The sequence below is a fragment of the Mobilicoccus sp. genome, from assembly GCF_032060985.1.
Lineage (GTDB): Bacteria > Actinomycetota > Actinomycetes > Actinomycetales > Dermatophilaceae > Mobilicoccus.
This window is the reverse complement of record NZ_DAMBGD010000001.1, coordinates 260893-281491: the sequence shown is the minus strand read 5'-3', so window position 1 is coordinate 281491 and position 20599 is coordinate 260893. Positions and strand designations below refer to the sequence as shown.

At 73.6% G+C, this 20599-nt stretch carries 15 protein-coding genes and 1 pseudogene; 1 reads left to right on the top strand and 15 read right to left on the bottom strand.

Annotated elements, in window-relative coordinates; genetic code table 11:
- The first annotated feature begins 159 nt into the window (after nucleotides 1-159).
- Nucleotides 160-1344, top strand: coding sequence for a helix-turn-helix domain-containing protein (locus RT054_RS01215; RefSeq protein ID WP_313021700.1), 1185 nt, complete (start codon nucleotides 160-162; stop codon nucleotides 1342-1344).
- Nucleotides 1345-1372: 28 nt separating this feature from the next.
- Here the strand turns inward: RT054_RS01215 and RT054_RS01210 are convergent, their stop codons facing one another.
- The 15 genes and pseudogenes from RT054_RS01210 to RT054_RS01140 form a co-directional block, all read right to left on the bottom strand.
- Entirely contained in the window at nucleotides 1373-2287 is a 915-nt protein-coding gene (locus tag RT054_RS01210; protein WP_313021699.1) for an alpha/beta fold hydrolase, read from the bottom strand.
- Nucleotides 2288-2534: 247 nt separating this feature from the next.
- Nucleotides 2535-3614 carry a tRNA pseudouridine(55) synthase TruB gene (gene truB / locus RT054_RS01205; protein WP_313021697.1) on the bottom strand — a complete coding sequence of 360 codons (1080 nt, stop codon included), beginning with the start codon at nucleotides 3612-3614 and terminating at the stop codon, nucleotides 2535-2537.
- 171 nt (nucleotides 3615-3785) lie between these two features.
- A pseudogene (rbfA, locus tag RT054_RS01200) lies at nucleotides 3786-4235 on the bottom strand (30S ribosome-binding factor RbfA); the annotation flags it as partial.
- 417 nt (nucleotides 4236-4652) lie between these two features.
- Complete coding sequence (locus RT054_RS01195) at nucleotides 4653-5381, bottom strand: hypothetical protein (protein WP_313021696.1); 729 nt, start codon at nucleotides 5379-5381, stop codon at nucleotides 4653-4655.
- A gap of 288 nt (nucleotides 5382-5669) precedes the next feature.
- The gene (locus RT054_RS01190) at nucleotides 5670-7313 is read right to left on the bottom strand and encodes a protein kinase domain-containing protein (RefSeq protein WP_313021694.1); all 1644 of its coding nucleotides are present in this window, start codon (nucleotides 7311-7313) and stop codon (nucleotides 5670-5672) included.
- 244 nt (nucleotides 7314-7557) lie between these two features.
- Nucleotides 7558-7857 carry a WXG100 family type VII secretion target gene (locus RT054_RS01185; protein ID WP_312719539.1) on the bottom strand — a complete coding sequence of 100 codons (300 nt, stop codon included), beginning with the start codon at nucleotides 7855-7857 and terminating at the stop codon, nucleotides 7558-7560.
- A 56-nt stretch (nucleotides 7858-7913) separates the two neighbouring features.
- A complete protein-coding gene (locus tag RT054_RS01180; RefSeq protein ID WP_313021692.1) occupies nucleotides 7914-8543 on the bottom strand; it encodes a hypothetical protein in 630 nt (209 codons plus the stop codon).
- Complete coding sequence (locus tag RT054_RS01175; RefSeq protein WP_313021691.1) at nucleotides 8540-9202, bottom strand: hypothetical protein; 663 nt, start codon at nucleotides 9200-9202, stop codon at nucleotides 8540-8542. Before RT054_RS01175 ends, RT054_RS01180 begins: the two co-directional genes overlap by 4 nt.
- The gene (locus RT054_RS01170; protein ID WP_313021690.1) at nucleotides 9199-10425 is read right to left on the bottom strand and encodes a putative T7SS-secreted protein; all 1227 of its coding nucleotides are present in this window, start codon (nucleotides 10423-10425) and stop codon (nucleotides 9199-9201) included. Before RT054_RS01170 ends, RT054_RS01175 begins: the two co-directional genes overlap by 4 nt.
- Nucleotides 10422-11933: a hypothetical protein gene (locus RT054_RS01165; protein WP_313021688.1), complete on the bottom strand. Its 1512-nt coding sequence runs from the start codon at nucleotides 11931-11933 to the stop codon at nucleotides 10422-10424. The genes RT054_RS01170 and RT054_RS01165 overlap by 4 nt, the downstream gene beginning before the upstream one ends.
- A gap of 9 nt (nucleotides 11934-11942) precedes the next feature.
- Nucleotides 11943-16361: an FtsK/SpoIIIE domain-containing protein gene (locus RT054_RS01160; protein ID WP_313021687.1), complete on the bottom strand. Its 4419-nt coding sequence runs from the start codon at nucleotides 16359-16361 to the stop codon at nucleotides 11943-11945.
- 1 nt (nucleotide 16362) lies between these two features.
- A complete protein-coding gene (locus tag RT054_RS01155; protein ID WP_313021686.1) occupies nucleotides 16363-17679 on the bottom strand; it encodes an FHA domain-containing protein in 1317 nt (438 codons plus the stop codon).
- Nucleotides 17676-18632: an RDD family protein gene (locus RT054_RS01150; protein ID WP_313021684.1), complete on the bottom strand. Its 957-nt coding sequence runs from the start codon at nucleotides 18630-18632 to the stop codon at nucleotides 17676-17678. The genes RT054_RS01155 and RT054_RS01150 overlap by 4 nt, the downstream gene beginning before the upstream one ends.
- Nucleotides 18633-18843: 211 nt before the next feature.
- Nucleotides 18844-19899, bottom strand: coding sequence for an alcohol dehydrogenase catalytic domain-containing protein (locus RT054_RS01145; RefSeq protein ID WP_313021825.1), 1056 nt, complete (start codon nucleotides 19897-19899; stop codon nucleotides 18844-18846).
- Nucleotides 19900-19927: 28 nt separating this feature from the next.
- Nucleotides 19928-20515 carry an ASCH domain-containing protein gene (locus RT054_RS01140; protein WP_313021682.1) on the bottom strand — a complete coding sequence of 196 codons (588 nt, stop codon included), beginning with the start codon at nucleotides 20513-20515 and terminating at the stop codon, nucleotides 19928-19930.
- Nucleotides 20516-20599 lie beyond the last annotated feature (84 nt).

Here is a 20599-nt window from a genome sequence, read left to right as displayed (position 1 = left end):
GACGCCTTCCTGTCGTGACGGGGCCGTGTCGGGCTCTCGTCGGTGCGGTCCGGTGCTCGGCGCTCTGGCCGGGGACGCGGTGATCTCGCAAGCCTGCCAGCGGAGGGCGCGCACGGGCGAGGGGCAGGTGCCCACGATTCGCCGCGCACAATTGGGCACATGCACAACGACGACCACGCCGCCGACCGCCGGTGGCACGACCTCGTCCTCGGACTGCGCGCCGATCTCGACGGGATCGTCGAGGACTTCCTCTCCGCGGTGGGCCTGCTCGAGCCCTACTCACGGGGGCAGGTACCGCTCGCCGTCCTCCGGCACGACGCGGTCTCGTCGTTCACCCATCTCATCGACGAACTCGCGAGCCGGCCCCGTGCGGATCACGTGACCATTGCGCATGACGTCGGCACCGACCGGGCCCGCCGTGGCGTCCCACTCCCCGCACTCATGTCGGCCATCCGGATCGACGTCGAGGTGTTGTGGACCCGCATCCGGGGCGCCATGCGGACGGAGGACATGCCGTTGGTCCTCGATCGCGTCGAGCGACTCTGGGAGGTCGTCGAGCGTTACAACCGCGACGTGCAGCAGGCCTACCTCGAGGAGCAGACCCTCATGACCCGGGAGCGGGAGGACGAGGTCGGCACCGTCCTCACCCGGCTGCTGGACGGACCCGTCACTCCCGCGCTCGTCGGCCGGTTCGCCGGGCTCCTCGGAGTGCCCGAGGACGGACCGCTCCTCGTCGCCGCGGTCCCCACGACGCGGCGCCGTGGCCTATGGACGTGGTTCCGTGAGCTGATCGCCGAGCGTCGCCCCGTGCATTGGCAGACGAGGGGTGACGACGCCCTGCTCGTCACCTCCCTCACCGCCGACCAGGCCCGTGACCTGCGACGGGGCATCCTGCCCGCACGTGTGAGCTCAGTGCCCTGCGCCGTGGGTCCGCTCGCCGACGGCGTCGAGGACCTGCCGCGCTCCGCCCGGCTCGCGCTGCGCCTCGCCCGGGTCCTGCCGGTCGGGTCCGAGGACGCCCGTCGCATCCGCGACCTCTGGCTGCCCCTGGCCCGCGCCGACCTCGACGAGGACGCGCTCACCGCGCTCGTCGACGCGGTGACCGCCCCGTTGACGGCCCTCCCCGACGCCGATCGGACTCGGCTCGTCTCCACCCTGCGCAGCTACCTGGCGTGCGGCTCGGTCAGCGAGACGGCGGCCGCGAGCTACTGCCACCGCAACACCGTGCTCAACCGCCTCGGCCAGGTGCGGGACCTCACCGGCTGCGATCCCTCGATCCCCGAGCAGGCCGCACTCCTGCTCGTGTGCCTCGCTGCCCTACCGGGCGAGACGGGCGCCGTGTGAGCGTGGCGCAGGCAGTCGCCGCCCGTGATCAGTCCACGGTGCCGAGGACGCGGGAGGCGATCTCCCGTGCCACGAGCTCGGACTGCTTCTCGGGAAGCCAGTGGTCGGCGTCGACCTCGACGAACCGGTAGTCGCCGGTGCAGTGCGATCCCGTGCGCTCCGCCGCCGCCCGGCCGAGGTAGGCGTCATGGCGACCCCAGACGTACGTCGTCGGCACCGCGACGCCACGCCCCGAACGCCGTGGTCCCGTGGAGGGCGCCGACGACGGCGCGGACGACGGCGAAGACCAAGACGACGACTCCGACGCACCCGCGGAGCGGCGACGGCGCGTCGTCATCCCCCGGTAGGGGCCGATGGCCCCGCCGAGCGCCCCGAACGTGGTGAGGGCGTCGACGTACTCCCGTTCCTGCTCCTTCGGCAGGCCGAGACCCGCCATGCCGAATCGGCGCAATCCCCAACCGATGGCGAGCTCGGGAACCGCGGGGACGAGCAGTGGCAGCATGTACCAGCTCTTCAGGCCCTGGGTCGAGTGCCGCATGGCCCACGCCATCGCCCCCGGGTGCGGGGTCGAGAGCACGGTGAGGCTGCGGACGCGGTCGGGGTGGCGGCGCACGAAAGCCCAGGCGATCGCGCCGCCCCAGTCGTGTCCGACGAGGTGGACCGCGTCGAGACCGGCGGCGTCGAGGAGTCCGACGACGTCGGAGACCAGCCGGTCGATGCGGTACTCCTCGCGACGCGCGGGCCGGGCGGAGGGGGCGATGCCACGGGTGTCGGGGGCGAGGGTGCGCAGCCCCTGGGCGTGAAGCCGGTCGCTGACGTCGCTCCACGCGGCCGAGGTCTGCGGGAACCCGTGGAGGAGGACGACGGTCCGCTCCTCCGGGGCGACGCTCGGACCGCCGTCGCGGACCCGGAAGGTCATGCCGTCGTGGGTGAAGGTCTCCATGGGGGCTCCTGTGCTCCGTGGGGTCGGCCGACGACGGCGGCAACCCTCCTCTACCGACCGGTATTCCGCCCGACCCCTCCGGGCTCCCCGACGTCCGAGGCGTGGGACGGTGAGGCGTCACGGACATCGCAGCAGCGAGGGGGCCATGCGGCTCCCGGGCCCGAGACCTCGGCGAGCATCCCCGACTCGGAGCGCGCGGTAGAGCGCACGGCGGACGCCCGCAGCGGTGGACGCCGCGCGTCCGTCGTCAGGCCGGGCAGGGGCTGGTGAAGACGACCTCGGGCATGACGCGCTCGGACGACTCGTCGAGGATCGCGACGAGCGCGCCGCTGTCGTCCAGGGCCGCGACGGGCCCGACCCGCCCCGGCTCTGCCGAGGGGATGCGGACGCCGTGTCCGACGAGCCGGGCCTCCTCGGCGTCGAGGGCACGCACCGGCATCGAGCCCCGCGCGGCGTCCTCGAGGGAGACGAGCGGCAGCCCCGAGGTCCCCGGGCGTCCGTCGGGTGCGTCGCGTGGCGTTCCTGCGGCGCGGGCGTATTCGAGTTCCTCCATCGTCGAGGCGACGTCGATCCCGAGGCCGCCGACGCGCGTGCGGCGCAGCGCGGTGAGGTGCCCGCCGACCCCGAGGGCGGCACCGAGGTCGCGCGCGAGGGCACGGACGTAGGTGCCGGAGGAGACCGTCACCTCGACGTCGAGGTCGAGGACGGGCACGGGGGTCGCGGGAACGGACGACGCCGGGATCTGCGTGCGCTCCTCGCCGCGGTCGCGGCGGTGGACCGCCGAGGGGTCGTCGGCCTCCTCCTGCGGCGGGACGGCCTCGACGCGACGCCGGTCGAGGACGTCGAACCGGGAGACCCGCACGGCGCGTCCGGCGAGGTCGACGTCCTCCCCGGAGCGGGCGCGGGCGTAGGCACGACGGCCGTCGATCTTGATCGCGCTCACCGTGCTCGGCACCTGCGTGATGTCGCCGCTGAGACCGCTCACCGCGGCGTCGACCTCCGCGTCGGTGAGCGCGGCCACGGCTCCGGAGGGGGCCACCGCGGTGGCGACCCCCTCGGCGTCGTCGGTCATCGTCGTCACACCGAGGCGGATCGTCGCCGTGTACGTCTTGTCGGCGCCGACGAGATAGGTGAGCAGCCGCGTCGCCTTGTTGACCCCGACGACGAGGACGCCCGTCGCCATCGGGTCGAGGGTGCCCGCGTGACCGACCTTGCGGGTGCCCGCGAGCCGTCGGCAGGCACCGACGACCTGGTGGCTGGTCCACCCTGCGGGCTTGTCGACGACGAGGAGTCCGTCGCCGACGGTCGGGTCGATCGCGCGGGCCACGATTCAGGCGCCCGTGCCGTCGCCGCGGCGAACGTCCTCGTCGCCGTCGATCTCCTCGACCGTCGAGAGGTCGCCGTCGACGTCGTCGAGGCCCTCCTCGCCTGCGAACCGCCCCGCGGCGTCGTCGCGGCCGCCGTTCAGGTCCTCGCTGCTCACCTCGCCGTGCTCGAGCTCCTCGTCGATCCCGTCGTCGTCGAGATCGTCCTCGTCCCTGCGGTAGGGGTCGGCGTCGCCGGCGTACGTCGCGCCCGCACGGGCGGCGGCGAGTTCGGCGTCGCGACGCCTGGCCTCCTCGAGGACCTCCTCGAGGTGAGCCGCCCCCTCGGGGATCGCGTCCGCGATGAACTCGAGGGTCGGGGTGAGACGGATGCCGAGGCCCTTGCCGACGGCCGAGCGGATGCGACCGCGGTTCTCGGTGAGGACCTCCTCGGTGGCGGCGCGTTCCTCGTCGGAGCCGAACACCGTGTAGAACACCGAGGCGTTCTGGAGGTCGCCGGTGACGCGGACGTCGGTGATGGTGACGAAGCCGAGCCGTTCGTCCTTGATCCGTCCCTCGAGCATCTCGGCGACGATCACCTTGATGCGGTCCGCCACCTTGCGGGCGCGTGCGGGGTCAGCCATCTCTCCATCACCTTTCTCGCGGCCGGACGCGCGAGGGTGGGTCCCCGGTCGCGGTGCCCGGCGGGCCCCCGGATGAGGGGCGTCTGGACCGCTCCCCCGCCGTGGCGGGGTCACGGTGCACGGAGGTCACAGCGTAGAACGCGGGTGCGCCCCTGCTCGAATCGTCGCCGCCTCGTGGGCCCCTCACCCCCGCCGACCCGTCCGGACCCCGGCGCCCCGTCTCCACGCGACACGACACCGTGGGGTCAGGACGCCTCGGGGCCACGGCCTCACTCGGCCTCCTCGACGATCCTGGGGCCCCGCGCTCCACCGTCGACGAACACGCAGCTCACCTGGACCTCCGTGTCCGGCCACGAGTGGTACCGGTACCGGCATGCCGCCGAACCCGCGGCGCGGCGCGGAACCCGGCCCCCGTGGTCAGCAGCTCGTCGCCTCGCGTACTCGCGCGATCCGCGGTTCCCCGAGCGTGTCGTCGAGCACGAAGGTGTACTCGACGAACATCGACTTCACCGCGCTCCCCGGCTCCCGGTACCGTCGATGGAACAGGAGCACATCGGCCGACCCGCCTCGATAGGTCGTCCCGGTCCGGGACCCGCAGACCTGATCGCTGATCGCCGTACGTGGCTCGGCCCCGACGATCGTGAACAGGTCCGCGCGCGAGAGGTTGCCTCCGTACCAGTCGACGCGCGCGGTGTAGTAGCTCGCCATGGCCTCTGCGGTCAGGGTGCCGCTCTGATGCTGGTCGAGGTACTGATCGTGGAGGGCCTGTTCCCGCGCGAGCCGTTCCTGCGCGCCGGCCGACGCCGGTGAGGACGCCGGTGGCGGCGTCGAGTCGGCCGTCGCCGTGGGGGCGGCCGCCCCCCCGGGCGCGGTCGACGGAGGCGCCGAGACGACCACGGCCGCACTCGACGCCCCCGATGTGCCGGCCGACACCGGATCGCCGGCGGTGTCCGGCCACCCCGTCACCAGGGCGGTGACGGCGGCCACGGCCATGACGAGCACCGTCGCCGACACGCCCCACACCCACGGGCTCGATCGGGCGCGCCGCTCGTAGCCCTCCTCCGACGGGGCCGGCGACGCGTAGGCGGGTGACGGGTAGGCCGGTGACGGGTAGGCCGGTGACGCATACCCCGCCGGTGACGTCATCGGCGGCCCCGGCGCCCATCGGGGCGTCACCAGCGTGTCGGCCCGTGTCTGCGCCCAGTCGTCACCCGCTGTGTGCGCCGCTCCGCACCGACCGCAGAACCGCGCCTGGGCCGGCATCGGCCTCCCACACGACCCACACGTGTCCACGACGACCTCCCCGGGTTCGAAGCTGGGCACATCCTGTCACCGCTCCGCGCCGGCGAACACGTACAGACGGCCCCCGATCGCGACCCGGACCGAGACGCCGCCGACCCTGTGATCCCGGCCGGATCGGGTCGTCCGTCCCGCTCACGACGGGTGCCCGGGCCACGGGGGCGGCGGAACCGGTTTGCCCTCCTGAGCCTTTACCGGATCCGGCCCCGGAGCCGGCGGTTCCGGATCGACCACCGGGTCGGGATCAGGGTCGGTCACCACGACCGAATCGGGCACCGGATCAGTGACGGGCTTGTCCTCGACCTTGGACGCCACCGCCTTCTTCGGCGTGGGGCCGACGACCTTCTTCCTGGGTGAGGGGGTCTCGACCTCCTCAGGCGCGTCGGGCGGGGTGGCGACGACGGACTTCCTCGTCGGGGACGGGGAGGGAACAGGCGATGAGGGGGTCGAGCGGGAGGTGTCCGACGGCGCGGTCGCGGGGAGAACCGTCGGCGCCGCGAGCTGTGGCGATGTCGGCGTCCACCGTGCCGCGGTCGAGGTGTTCGACGTCGGCGGCGCCGACGTCGAGACGATCGACGGTGTGGACCCGGTGGGCGCAGGGGCCGTCGGAGACGGGGTCACCACCCGGCTCGTCGGCACCTGAGTCTCCGACCCGGGCCCCATCGCGTACACCACGGCCGCGCCGCACACGACGAGGCAGAGCGTCGCCCCGGCCACCATGGCCGGGATCCGGCGGGAGGATCCCTCGTCCCACTCGCTCTCCACCGTGCGGTCGCCGATCGCCGTGGTGAACGCCCTGGCAGGGACCTGGGCGGACACCTCCTCGACCCGCCCGACATAGCCGCCACTCGCGGCGAGGGGCGCCACGGGACGGATCATCTGCGTGCCGCCGAGCCGTTGCTCGGGTGGGGTGCCGAGGTGGCGCCGGATCGGCGGAGGCTGTCGACGAAGGGGCGCGGCCGGGACCTCGGCGACATCGGGCGCCATGGCGGCCAACCGGGCGGCCACCGTGTCGGCACCGGCCGGGCGGTGCCGAGGGTCCTTCTCGAGGAGTTCGTCGATGAGCTGCCACAGCCGGTCGGGGATGCCCTCGGGGCGGCCCGGCACCTCCAGGGCGTGCGCCCGCAGAGTCGCCATCATCGAGGAGTGACCGGCGAACGGGCTCACCCCGCAACATAGTTCGTACAGCAACACGCCCAGGGCGTACAGATCGACCGCCGCCGTCAACGGCTCGTCCTCGGCGACCTCCGGCGCCATGTAGAGCGGGGTGCCGACGAGCGTCATCGACCGGGCCGCGCCCTCCATGAGACGGGCGATGCCGAAGTCGGTGAGGAGCGCGTCGCCCGTCTCCTGCACGAACAGCACGTTCTCCGGTTTGACGTCCCGGTGGAGCACCCCCGCCGCGTGGGCCGCGGCCAACGCCCCGGCGATCTGTCCGCCCCAGCGGACCACCGTGGCGGGCTCCACCGTGCCCCGGCGGCGCAGGACGGTCCGCAGATCGGGCCCCTCGACGAGATCCATGACGATCGCCAACGTGGATCCTTCGATGACGAGGTCATGCACGCCCACCACATGCGGATGCCGGATCGAGGCCAACACCTCACGCTCGCGCACGAACCGGTGCACCACGCCCGGGTCGGTGGCCAACTCCTCGCGGAGCACCTTGACCGCCCACGGACGATCCCCCCGGTCATGCCCGAGCCAGACCGTCCCCGACGCACCCTGCCCGAGGATCGACTCGACCCGGTACTCGCTGCCGATCTGCCGACCACCATTCACGAGGGCCTCCCCTGCCGCTCTCCGCGCATCCGCAATTCGGCGGCGCGACACCGCCTCACGACAGCCTCGCACAGACGTCCGACCCACTCGGGTGGGTGATCGGCCCGATGTGCCGCGATGGTCCGCCGACGTGCCGCGATGGTCCGGAGGAGCTGCGCCCCACCGGCGGCCCGGTCGCGGGCAGCAGGGACACCGTGCGAGGCGTCGCTGCTGCCCGCGGGTGCACCCGAGGCCCCTCCTGCGGTCACTGACCGCGCATCTGCTGGGCGAGCTGCTGGTCGGTGGACTGCAGCGTGTCCGCGATGGTCTGGAGGTTGGCGGCCAGGCTGTCGAGGGCGCTGATCGTCTGCGTCGCCCCCTGGTTGAACTGCTCGTAGGAGGCGTTGAACGCTCCCGAGGCGGCGTCGGTGACGAACCCGCTGGTGACGAGGTTGTTGATGCGGTTGCGCAACATCGTGAGCTGCTGCGTGATGTCCTGCTGGCCCTGGCGCAACATCTGCGCCTCGTTGAGCATGTCCTGGTAGGAGACGTTGAGGTTGGGCATGGTCACTCCTGTTCGTTCATCGTGGTGATCGGTTGAACTGACGAGGTCGTCCCTGATCAGCGCTGTGTGGGGAGGGGGGCGAACACCTCCGGTCCGAGAAGCAGGGTGTGGATGGGGACCATCGACTCGATGAGCAGATGGACCTCGCTGGTCGTGGTGAGGGCGACGACGTCGACGGGCCCCAGGGGGCTGTCCGGGCGGTTCGCGACGCAGACGTAGTCGGCCATGAGGACGCGGTCCGGCCCCGCCGGTTCATCGCTCCACCACTGCCGCATGATCTGCCGCCCCACCACCTCACGGCGCGTCCGCCCGAAGATGTGCTGCTCGTCGCGCCAGCACTCGTCGGGGGTGACGTCGAGGTCGGTCAGCGCCCGATGCCGGGGCACGAGCTCCGAGTCCGCCGGGTAGGGCCGGAACTGGATGTCGAGCAGGATGTGCCCGAGCAGGAGGTCCGGGGTCACCATGATCCGGGTCGCGAATCCCTCGGGACGGGGCACCCACTGGGCATAGGTCAGCGTGGCCGTGGCGAACTCCAGGAAGTCCTCGTCGTCGCTGCGCTGTTGACCGGCGGCGACGACCGGGGCGCAGGCGGCCACCCACTGCGGCACCCCGGCGGGGTCCACGAGCTGCGGGATGTGGACGAGGAAGGGGCGTTCGGGGGCGTGCAGCGTGTCGGCGGCGCTCATCGTGACTCCTCGGGAGTGGTCGATGCGGGGGGATGCCGTGGGGTGGTGGGGTCGAGATCGTCGTCGGCGAGACAGGCCGAGCCCGCGATGGCGTCGAGGAGGTTCTCGATCTCACCGGCGTCGTCGGCGGTGGGGAGGGTGACATCGGCCATCACCCTGAGCCACGCGTGCGGCCGGGTGGGGTCGCCGACGAGGTACCGCCAACGGCGCGTCGTCAGGGGCGGCACCCGCCCGTCGAGGTCGCGCCCGGGGGTCCCCGACCCGACCGACTGCTCGGGGATCGGAACGGAACTCGACGTGCGCAGGGCGACGACGTCGGGCAGGTCGAGGAGCGCGGCGCTCGCATCGGTCGAGGCCACGGCCAGGACGGCGTCCAGGGGTGTCTGCCCCTCCGGCGGGTCGAACGGGAGGAAGACGAGCTGCGGATGGGCGCTGCGGCCGTCGACCGGGTACACCGGCGACGCGACCATGAGCGCCGCGGTGTCGCCGAGCGAGCGGTAACCCTGCCGGAGTGGCTCCAGCGTGCGTGCGAGAGCAGTCCGCTGCCGGGGAGGCACGGTGAGCAGCCGTGCGGCGAGGAACTCGTCGATCTGGGCGTCGACATCGCCTGCCAGGTCGATCCGGACCCACCGGGTGGGCAGTTGAACCTGAAGTCTCATGGTGCGACCTCCTGGGCGCCGCGAGTCGTCCCGCGGGTGATGGCCTGGTCGTCCCGAACCAGGAGCCGCCGGACCCCGCCCACCACGGCATGGGCCAGCGGCTCTCCGACGTACTCACCGGCCACGACATCGGTGACGTCGGCCATCGCCGTCATCCGCGCCGTCGGCCGCGGCAGTGGGGGCGGCACCGCCACCGCTCGGCGGACCCCCAGGGCCGCCCCGACGGGAGCCGTGGACGCCGTCGGGTGCACGACCGGCCCGGTCTCGACGAGGATCGACTTCAGGAACCCGTTCCGCCCCGAGGCGACGAACTGTGGCACCTTCTTCGACACCAGACCGCCGGCGGCCTTGCCCACCCCGAAGCTGACCAGAGCCCCCGCGGCGACGTCGAACGTGTGCCACCAGTCCCCCGTGCGGTGACTGTGTGCCCCGGCGCCGACGAGTTCGAGCACCGTGCCGGCGATCCCCACGGCCTGGGCGAACGGGGCGAGTGGGGGGAAGAACAGCGAGGCCACCGTGCATGCCAGGGAAGCCGTCTGGAGGATCTCGCCGATCTTCTCCAACCGGATGTCGTCGAGCGATTCGGCGACCCGGTCGACCACGTCCCGGATCCGGTCTCCCAGGGTGTCGTTCAGGGGGCTGTCGTCGACGACGGCCTCGATGGTGTCGGCCGCCAGAGACGCGGCGGCATCCCGATCCTCGATGGCCCGGTCGAGCATCGCCCTCGCGTTCCGGAGTTCGTCGGAGGCCGACCGCGCGGAGGTCACGTTCCGGTCGTAGGACTCCTGCAGCTCCTGCCGACGGTAGTCCTCCGCCGGCGAACCGTACGTCGGCGCCATCAACTCGACCCGGTCGTACTCGGCGCGGGCGCGGGCCTGCCGGTAGGCCTCGGCGGCCGCACACGCCACCCGCTGGGCGTCGAGCGACCGCACCTGGGCGTCGCGCAGCACCGGCGCGTACCGGGCCAGGGCACCCTCGGCCTCGTCGTAACGGGTGCGCGCGGCCTCCATGCGACCGGCGAGCTCGTGCGCCCGGGCCAGGAGCACCGTCACGGCCTCGGTGGAGAGCTGATCCTCACCGAGTCCCCGTAGGCGGCTCGCGGCCTCGCTCAGCTCTCGGGCGGTGTCACCGAACCGACGGGCCGCATCGGCGACCTCGTCCGGGTCGCCGGGTACCGGGTCCTGTCCCCAGCCCAGGGGGCTCCAATCGACGGCAGGTCTCATCGTTCCTCTTCCCGCCCCAGCCGACGCAACTCCCGCCGTGCCCGCTCCAACCGGTCCGCATCTCCGTCGGCCTGGCCACGTCCCCTCCCGGCTGTACCGGCGAGCATCGAGGCCATCCCCATGCCGAATCCGGCCGTCGCGCCCTCGGGGGCGCGGTCCTCCTCACCCGTCCGGTGCGGCTGCGCAGACGGAACGGCGGCATCGGGGAGGCCGGGCGGCGTCCGCCCGTCCCCTCCCCCGGATCCCCCGTGGTGGGCGGACACCCCGACGGGGCCGGGTGCGCCGGAGGGGGCACCGGCGGCGGAGCCGTGGACGGCCGCCGCGGGCGCACGGCCCTCGCCGGTGTCCGCCGGTACGGGACGCGCGCCGGTCGCGGCCGCGGCGGGTTCCTCGCCACCGGCAGGGGGAGCGAACCGTTCGCCGGGAGTCGCGGGGGCGGGGAACCGGACGGTGGCGGCGGGCGCCGCGCCGTCGCGGTCGGCAACGGGGCCGGGGGGACCGCCGACGGTGCCCGGAGCGTCGGCGGTCGAGCTGGCCGGGGTGACCGCAGGGCGGGGCAGGGGCCCGGTGCCCCGAACGGCATCGAGACGGCCGTCGTCGGCGGCGGGCAGCCCCCCGACGCCGGGTGGCTGTGCGAGGGTGGGCTCGCGGTGCGACCCCTCGAGGGGCGTCCGCCCCGAGGCACCGGGCTGCGGGGCGCGTCCGCCCGTGGCCAGGCCGGCCGCGACGAGGACCCCCGTTCCGAACGATCCGAGCACCAGGCCGCCGATGAGCTCGCGGGCCGCCGGGTCGGCGGCCAACCTGAGGATCCGGACGAGGAGGTGACGGACGACCTCGGGCATGGCCGGATCGTCGAGGCCCGCCTCCGGGTTCGGGATCCACGTGTCGGGTGGGTACCCGGGCGGGACATCGGCGCCGCCGGGGCCGGTGCCGACGTGGAGCGGGACCGGATCCACCGTTCCCGGTCCCGGATCCGCCGGTCCCGGGCCCGGGACGAGCTCGGAGGGCGTCGTCGGGGCAGGAGGCGTCTCCCGTGGACCGTCGGCCGACCCGGGCATGGGCGGCGGCGACCCGGGAGACACCTGCTCCGCCTCCCCGCCACCGGACCCGCCCGGCTCGGGATGGTCGGGCACCCCCGGGCCGGGGACGCCGGACCGCCCCGACGGCGGCTCACCGGATCCAGCCGAATCCCGCTGCGGCGGCGTGCTCTGCGGGCGGGTTCCGTCGCCACCGCACCGATCCGCGATCTGCACGTCGGTGGCCTCGAAGGTCTCGGCGATGTGCGCGATCCGGGACTGCAGCTCGTCGAGGTCGGAGATGAGGCGCGTCCGACGAATCCCCCACGACTCCGACAGGGACATGACGACCCGGCTCAGCCGCTCGTGACCGACCGCGGCGGCGGCCCTCTCCCCGGCCACGCGATCCCCGCCGAGCGCATCCTTGGCACGATGGACCCCCAGGTCCAACCGGGCGTACTCCTCGTTCGTCATCCGCAAGCGCTCGACCATGACCGCCCCTCACTCCACGACCGGGATCTGGATCTTGCGCGCCGTGCCGGCCCGGATGAGGAACCCACGGCCCGCAGGGAAGTCCTTGCGGCGCACCCGCGGCAAGGAGGTGCGCAGCAGGCTGTCCCCGTCCATCTGCTCGGGCTGCAGCAGCACGCCCGTGCGCGCTGCCCGCGCCTCGGTCAGCAGCGGCCACGGACTCCCCCAGGAGCTGGACTCGCCCTCGACGACGACGAGGTGCCCGTTGCGCCGACATGCCTTGAGGACCTCGAGCAGGGGCAGGTCGACCGGGGTGCCGACGAAGCCCGGCAGGTCCTCGATGAACAGGCCCACCAGCGGTCCGTTCGCGAGCGCCGGCTCCGCGGTGACGGCGGAGACCTGGCCGAGGAGATCGCGCACCTCCGCCACCCCGCTCGCCGAGTTCGTGAAGAGGGTCATCTCCGACAGCGGGGAACGACGGCCCGCCAGGTGGACCAACGGCGTCCCCGGATGGACCCGGTGCACCGATTCGGCCAACCACCGCAACGTCGACGTGCGCCCGGATCCCAGCGGACCGGCCAGGACGAAGACCCCCTCGGGGTCGAACCCGACGGGAGCCAGCGTGTCGTCGGCGATCCCGAGCACGGGTCGGCCGTCCACGGACTGCGGCATCTCGGCAGCCGTGACGAGCGTCGGCAGGGCGCCCGCCCCCGGTGGGGTCTGCCGGTGGTGCTGCGCGAGCTCGCGCGCCACCTCGTCGACCAGCCGCGCCTGTACCGCGACGCTGGGATCGGCACCGAGCACGGCGGTCTGGACCTCCAGTCCCTCGTAGACCCCACGCCCGGGCGGGCTGGAGGCGCCGATCACGTCCCGCGGCACGCCCATCGCCAGGTAGGCGTCCTCGTCGCTCTGTCGTAGCACCAGCCGGGCCTGGAAGGCGGCGGCCACGGACGTCGGCACCCCTGACGGCCGATCCGCGGCGAGCACGACGTGCACCCCGACGGCGCGGCCGTCGACGAGCAGACGGAGGAACGTCAGGTACAGCGTCAGCAGGGCGGCCGAGCCCTCGTAGTCGGTGCGGAACGCGGAGAACCCGTCCAGCAGCAGGAGGATGCGCGGCTCGTCCGGCCGCCCCGCCTCGGCCCGGTACTCCGACAGGGTCGCCGCCGACACGGCGCTGTAGCGCACAGAGCGCTCCTCGACGATCTCCTCCAGGCGCCGCAGCAACCGCCCCACGCGTTCCTCGTCGTCGCCCCGCACGATCGCCCCGACGTGCGGCAACCGGGCCAGCATCGCCAATCCCCCACCGGCGGCGTCGATCCCGTACACGTGTGTCGGACCGGAGTCGGGCGTGATCCCTGCCGCGGTGGCGACCGTGCGCAGGGCGGTCGTCTTCCCGGCGCCGCCGGCGCCCACGACGAGCAGGTTGGCCTGCAGGTCGGGGCGGAAGGCGACCGTGTGCTGTTGCTGCGCACCGGGATCGTCGGCCATCCCGAACACGAGCACGTCGTCGCGTCGCTGGCCCAGGCTCTCCAGGGAATAGGTGTCGGCCAAGGGTTCCCGCCACGGTCGGCGCGGAGCCGGCACGCCGCCCAGGGCGGCCGCCCGCTGCACGGTGCCGACCATCCGTTCGATGTCCGTGGGGATCGCGGGGTCCACGGCGGCCCGTTCCGGCAGGCGCCAGCGCCGCCCTCGGCCGAAGTCCAACTCCATGACGTCGATCGGCGGCGCCGGCGGGCGGGCCGGGGTCCGTGCTCCGGGGAATGCGGACTGGAAGGTGGCAATGCGACCCGGTCCGGTCTTGGCACTGCCGCGCCCGGGGATCGAGGGATCGACATGGGCCGCGCGAGGGTCGCCGATGACGTCGAGCGAGTCGTGCTCGTCGGCGACCCGCAACGCGATCCGCAGGTTCGTGTTCGCCCGCAGGTTGTCCTTGATGACCCCCGCCGGGCGTTGCGTGGCGAGGATGAGGTGCAGACCCAGGGAGCGTCCCCGCTGGGCCACGTCGACGACCCCGTCGACGAAGTCGGGCACCTCGGTGACGAGGGCCGCGAACTCGTCGACGACGATGACGAGGCTCGGCGGGCAGTCCGGGTCGCCGGTCTTCTCCAACTCGACGAGATCCTTCGCGCCCTTCTCGCGCAGGAGTTCCTCGCGGTGACGCAGCTCGGCCCGCAGGCTGGTCAACGCACGCCGCACGAGGTGCGGGGTGAGGTCGGTGACCAGTCCGACCGAGTGCGGGAGCTGCGTGCACTGGGCGAAGGCCGCGCCCCCCTTGTAGTCCACGAACAGGAAGGTGACACGGTCCGGACTGTTCGCATGGGCCAGGGCGAGCACCCAGGCCTGGAGGAACTCGCTCTTGCCGGACCCGGTGGTGCCGCCGACCAGGGCGTGGGGGCCGTGCGCCCGGAGGTCCAGCGTGAACGGCTCGGTGCCGGCGTGCCCCACGCGAGCGGTCAGGTCACTGGCACGTTCGCGCGGCCGCGGAGCCGACCCGTCGCGGGGAACGAGGGTTCCGTTCTCCTGCCATCGGGTCAGCACGACCTGGGGGTCGTCGCACTCCGCGGCGCCGAACAGCGACACCATCGACACCGATCGCGGCAGGTCGGACTCGTCGTCGATCGGTGCCCCGGCGTCCACCACCGAGGACATGTCACGGGCCATCGCGGTCGCAGCGGCCAGGTCGATCCCGGCACAGGAGACCGGGGAGACGACCGAGCCCTCGCGCACCAGGCCGACGCTGGCGGGGATGTCGCGCCCGTCGCCCACGTCGAGGAAGGTCCGGCAGGCGGCGGGCAACTGCGCTTGCGCGGCGGCCGCCCACAGGACGTGCACGCCGACGTCGGGGCCGCGTTCGGCGATCCTCGTCAGCCGGGCCACGTCGACCGTGGGCTCGTCGGCGACGACGACGACGCTGGGCAGGACCGGCGGCGGGTTCTGTCGACGCGCGCCGGTCTTCACCGGGCCTCGATCGCCGACGCCCGAGGTGCGCCCGGCGCGCAGGGCGACCAGTTCCTCGAGGTGTGCCAACAGGAACTGACCCGAGCCGACGTCCGCCGACAGGTGCTGGACCAGCGGGGAGTGCGCCGAGGAGGTGTGGGGCAGCCACTCCAGCCAGGCCCAGCGCTCGCGACCCCGGGTGGAGGTCAGGCAGGCCAGGATGACCTCGGCCGGTGAGTGCAGGGTGACGATCTGGGTGACGAGACCTCGCAGCACCGACTCCATCGCCCGCCGCTCACCGCAGACGCCCAGCCCACCGGCCGACCGCAGGTCGGCGACGACCGGGGCGTTCGGCAGGACGGCTCCGCGCTCGATGAGTCGGTCGACCGCCTCGTCGAAGGCCGGCATGCCGCCCTTGGGCCGCCGACCGAACGACGTCATGGGCGGGATGGCGCCGGTGCCGAGGCGCACGTGGAGGAACTCGGGGTGTTCGGGCCGCCGAGACCACAGCAGGTCGCCCACCCTGGCGCTCGCCGCCAGACAGTCCGGCAACGCCGGATACATCGATTCCAGAGCGGCTCTCTCCTGGCCCTGCCGGTGCAGCATCTCGGCCTCGGCGCGCGCGAACTCGGCGCGGAAGGTCTGGCGCGCCAGGGCGTCGGCCCGCCGCGCGACGGCGCCCTGCTCGAACCACCCCGCCAGCCCCAACAGCGGGCTGAGCGCGATGAACATGAGGCTGAAGGGATTGTGCGTCATCGCGAACAGGGCGACACCCATGAGCAGGGGCGCCAGCATGACCATCCAGGGGAATCGCTGCGGCCGAGGAGGGCGTGGCGTCTCGGGCAGCTCGACCGTGCTCTCCTCCGGTCGTCGCACCACTCGCGGCGAGCGCACGAAGGGGATGTCCGTCGAGGTGGACTCCAGGCCGCCGGCAGCGCGCAGCGCGACGATCGAGACCTGGGTGCCGCCGAGGGCGATGACGTCGCCGGGCCCGACGGTGACCCGCGGAACACGCACCCCGCCGACGACGACCCCGTTGCTCGAGTTGAGGTCGAAGATCTCGATTCGGTCGCCGACGAAGATGCGCGCGTGTCGTTTGGAGACCTCGGGATCACGAAGCTGGACGCCGCAGCCGGTCGCGCGACCCAGCTCCGTGCTCCCCTGATGGAGCGCCACCTCCAGCCCGGCGTCCGGACCGCCGATGACGCGCAGCATCGCCACCGGCTGACCACGTCCCTGCTGACCGATGGCGCGGCGGGGGACGACCTCGATCGTCGAGCCCGACCGGATGCCCGATTCCAACAGGGTGACCTGGTGGGACAACGGCGCACGGGACCGACGGTTGTCCCTGACCTGCAGGGTCGAGCCCCGGGCGGACCTCTGCGAGCGACTCTGCTCCGCATCGGCCAGGACGGCGGCGAGGTCACCGGCGGTGGCGGTCGCGTCGGCGGTGATCTGGATACTCCGGTCCGGGGCGCCGGGCTCGTGCAGGGTCACCTTGAGGCGCATGTCAGGCCCGTTCCACCGTCACGCTCACCCCGCGGCCCAGGTCGATCACGTCGCCGCCGGCCACCGTGACCGGCACGTGTTCGATCGGTTCGCTGCCGCCTCCGGCGCGACGCAGTGTCGTCCCGTTCGTCGACCCCAGGTCGCGGACGAGGACGGCGACGCCGTCCCCGCTGAGGGCGAGATGGCTGCCGGAGACGTGCGGGTGCGGCAGGCGTAGGGCGTGCACCGGGAGCGGTCCGTCGACCCTGCCGACATCGGGATCGCGCCCGACGACGAGCGTGCCGGACAGTCGCACGACGTCCCCGTCCGAACTGCGCACCAGCCAGGAACCGTCGTCGGTGCGGCGCCCGAGGATGGTCTGACCGTCGTGATCGCCGGCCGGGGGTGCACCCTCGGCGAACGCCGGCGCCACCGGCACCGCCTGGGTCACCGGGAGCTCCCCGTCGTCGTCGGCACTCGGCTCGACCGACCCGAGGTCGGCGTCGGGGTGTGTGTGGGGGGCGGTGTCGGCACCCGCGTCAGGGGCGTCCGGTGGTTCGGGGAGCCGGTCCTCGCGGGCCCACAGGCCGGCGAATCGCGACCCGCCCGTCGGGGCCGACGACGGGGACTCCGGCGCGTCCACGGCAGGCGACGGTGGCCGGCCGGTCGTGGGGTCGGGATCGAGGTCCGGGCCGGCATCGGACGGCGCAGCCGCGGGCCGCCCGGGCGGCGCGCGGTCCGGCGTGGGGCCGACCTCCGGAGCGAGAACCCGGGGGGCCGCGGCGGAAGGGACGCCGAGTCCGACGTCCTCGTGGCGTGACGTCGCCGGAGGGGCCGACGCCGGTGCCCCGGTGGGCGGCGGGATCGTCCCCGCCGCGGCGACGGCCACCTCCATGCGCATGGATCGCACCGGGACGACCCCACCGGTCAGCGGTCGCGGAGGCGGCCCACCGGGCGACGCCGGCCCGGTCATCTCCGCGACGATCGTCGCCGGGCGCGGCACATGTCCCTCGCACCAGGTGCTCACGTCATGACCGGTGAACGTGCGGGTCGTCTCCCCGTCGTCGGCCCGGACGAGGAAGGGACCTCGAGCCGCCACGATCACCCCGTCGTCCCCCGGCAGGATGACCGCGAAGGGCGGCATCCCTGCCAGGCCCACCCCGACGACGCGCCACATCGTCTCCACGAAGGACCACAGGTCGGCGACCCCGTGGAGCGCACTCCACAACGACGTGACATCCGCCCCGTCCACCTCCCCGTCGACGATCGCGGCACCGAGCCCGTCCGGCACCGGCCAGACGAGGCCGTGATGAGGGCCGGCGGACCATGACACCGTCATCCCGCCACCTCGAATCGACGCTCGCCGTACTCGACGACGGTGCCGCCCGCGACCAGGGCGGGAACGGCGGGATCGAGTGTGCGCACACCGGTCGCCCCGGCGAGGACCCGGACGCCGTTGGTCGAGTGCAGGTCGAGCACCCAGACCCCGCCGGGCGCGGGGGCGAGCAGCACATGGGTCTTCGAGATCGATCGTTCCGCATCGGCCACCGGCACCGGACGCGCGTGGGGGTGGGACGGAGGCGCCACGGGATCACGGCCGAGCACCACTGGGTCGGTCACCGCGATCTGCGTGCCGTTGTCCAGGAGGACGGTCGCGACGGCGGGCCGGTCGACGGAGGTGGCCGGGTCGGCGGGGGCCGACGGGGCGGCGAGGACCGACGGTGCGCCGGGGACGCCCGGGGCGACCGGGACGGCCGGGGCGGCCGGGGCGGCCGGGGCGGCCGGAGGAGCGAAGGTGGGGGTGGCGACCTGCGTGCCTGGCGGTGCGGTCCGGGGTGCCGACCCCGGCGCAGCACGCTCGATCAGCGCGAGGCCGGTCCGCTCGTCGAACCAGGTCCGTCGGAACGGCGGCTGCGCCTGGGCGAGGGCGACGATGGGAAGGACGCACAAGGACAGCGCGCCGGCCAGCCCCTGCAGCAGATACTTCACCGCCGTGCGCCCACCTGACGGCCGCCCCGACCGCACGTCGACGTGGCGCATGCCCATCATCGTCTGACCGGGGGTCGCCGACTGCGTGACCACCACCGCGACGATCACGAGGGAGAACGCGAGCGGCAGCAGCAGACCGGCGACCGTGGAGCGCGTCAGCATGATCACCTGCGCCGGCGGGAGGAGAAAGACCAGGACGCAGTCCAGCGCACGCGCGCCGATCCGTCGCGGCAACGGAACCGGCTCATGAGGCAGCAGAGCCGGGAGAGGCTCCGGGCGGGACACGGTCGTCACTCCACTCATCCCCCTCTGTCCGGAGGCGTGTGACAGCGGAACTGTATCCGGAACCGGGGACCCACCCTGGACGAGCGACCAGGCCGAATTCCCGCGTCATGTGGCCGGGCACGGCCCCTCGGAGGAGGAGGACCGGCCGCCGGGAACGGGCGCGACGTTCCGAGGCGCCGAGGGCCGTGAGGCGTCCTTCGCATCGTCCGGGGGGACGGTCGCGCTGCGATCAGGAGGGCGAGGGGATCCGCAGGTCGATCACCGTCATACCCGGCTCGGTGACGGGCTCCCCCATCGCGACGAGGGCGGCGGGCGCGTCGGTCAGTCCGATGACGCGTCCGACGAGCGCGCGGAGGTCGAGCCGTGCGGCGAGGTCCAGCATCGCGGGGTAGTCCGCGGCCGCGAGGCCGTGGGTGCCGTGGATCGACAACTCCCAGGCGACCACCCGGTCCATCGGCAGCGCCGGCGTCGACGCGTCCCCGAGCAGCAGGCCGGCCTGCACGTGTCTCCCGCGCCGGCGCAACCCCAGCACGGAGGCCAGGGCGGCTCGGGGGTGTCCGATCGCGTCGATGCCGACGTGCGCCCCGCCACCGGTCGCCTCGATCACCGCGTCCGCGACCTGCGTGGGGGTGAGGCCCGCGGCCGGGACGACGGCGTCGGCTCCCAGCCGCCGCGCGTGACTGAGGGCCGCCTCGGCCGTGTCGACGGCGACGACTCGCGCGCCCAGCGCCCGCGCGATGACGAGGGCGGACGTCCCGACCCCGCCCGCGCCGTGGACGGCCACCCACTGCCCCGCCCGGAGGGCGCCATGGGTGGTGAGGGCACGGTAGGCCGTCGCGAACCGGCAGCCGAGGGCCGCGGCCTCGACGTCGTCGAGGGTCTCGGGCACGACGACGAGGTTGGTGTCGGCGGCGTGGAGGAGCACCCGTTCGGCGAAGGAGCCGTCGTGGGTGAACCCCGGTTGCGTCTGGTGGGGGCACACCTGCGGGTCGCCCTCCACGCAGGTCTCGCAGACGCCGCAGCCGCAGACGAACGGCACGGTGACCCGTTCGCCGCCATGCCACCGGCGTACGCCCTCGCCCACCGCCTCGACGAGACCGACGAGCTCGTGACCGGGCACGTGCGGCATCGGCACGGGGTCGTGCCCGACCCAGGCGTGCCAGTCCGAGCGGCACACGCCCGTCGCCGTCACCGCGACCCGCACCGCACCCGGCGGCACGCTCGGGACGGGGATCTCACGGACCTCCGGCTCCAGACCCGGCGCGTCGTGGACCACGGCACGCATGAGCCCGGGGGCGCCGTCGATCTCGGCCTCAGGCACCGCGCGACCCACGCTCGGCGGCGTGGTCGTGCCCCGAGCCGTGACGATCGGCGTGGCGATGTCCGTGGTCGTGCTCATGCGACCCGCCCTTGGGCACGAGCACCTCGAACTCCTCGAGGACGACCGGCATGTCGGGTGCGAACCCACGGTCGTGCGAGGCGTGCTCGGCGAAGAACGCCTCGTGCGCGGATCGCCAGGACGCAAGCGTGCGATCGCCCTCGCCCTCCGCGTCCGCGTGGGTCTCGTCCACCTGGTCGAACGGCACGACCCGCACCGTCGTCGTCCGGATCAACGCCCGTGGGTGCCCCGCCGAGTCCAGGATGATCGACAGCTCGCCCGGAGCCGGCAGCGGCTCCCCCTCCGCCTCGTAGTCCCACCACGCGCTCGCGGTCGCCGTCTTGACCCCCTCGAGCACGAGACGCAACAACTCGTCCGACTGCGCCGCGTCGCCCCCGAACGACCACGCCGGTGGCGTCACCGAATCGAGGGCGTTGGGACCGAAATAGGGCTGCGACGGGTTGAGCCCCGCCTTCATCTTCGCGTCGGCCCAGAAGCTCTCGATCTCCTCGTCCGGTTCCATTCCCCCAGCCTAGGGGCCGCCCGCTGGACACGGCGAGGTCGGGACGCAGCTTCGAGGCACGCCGGGCCGGCGACGACGGCGTCG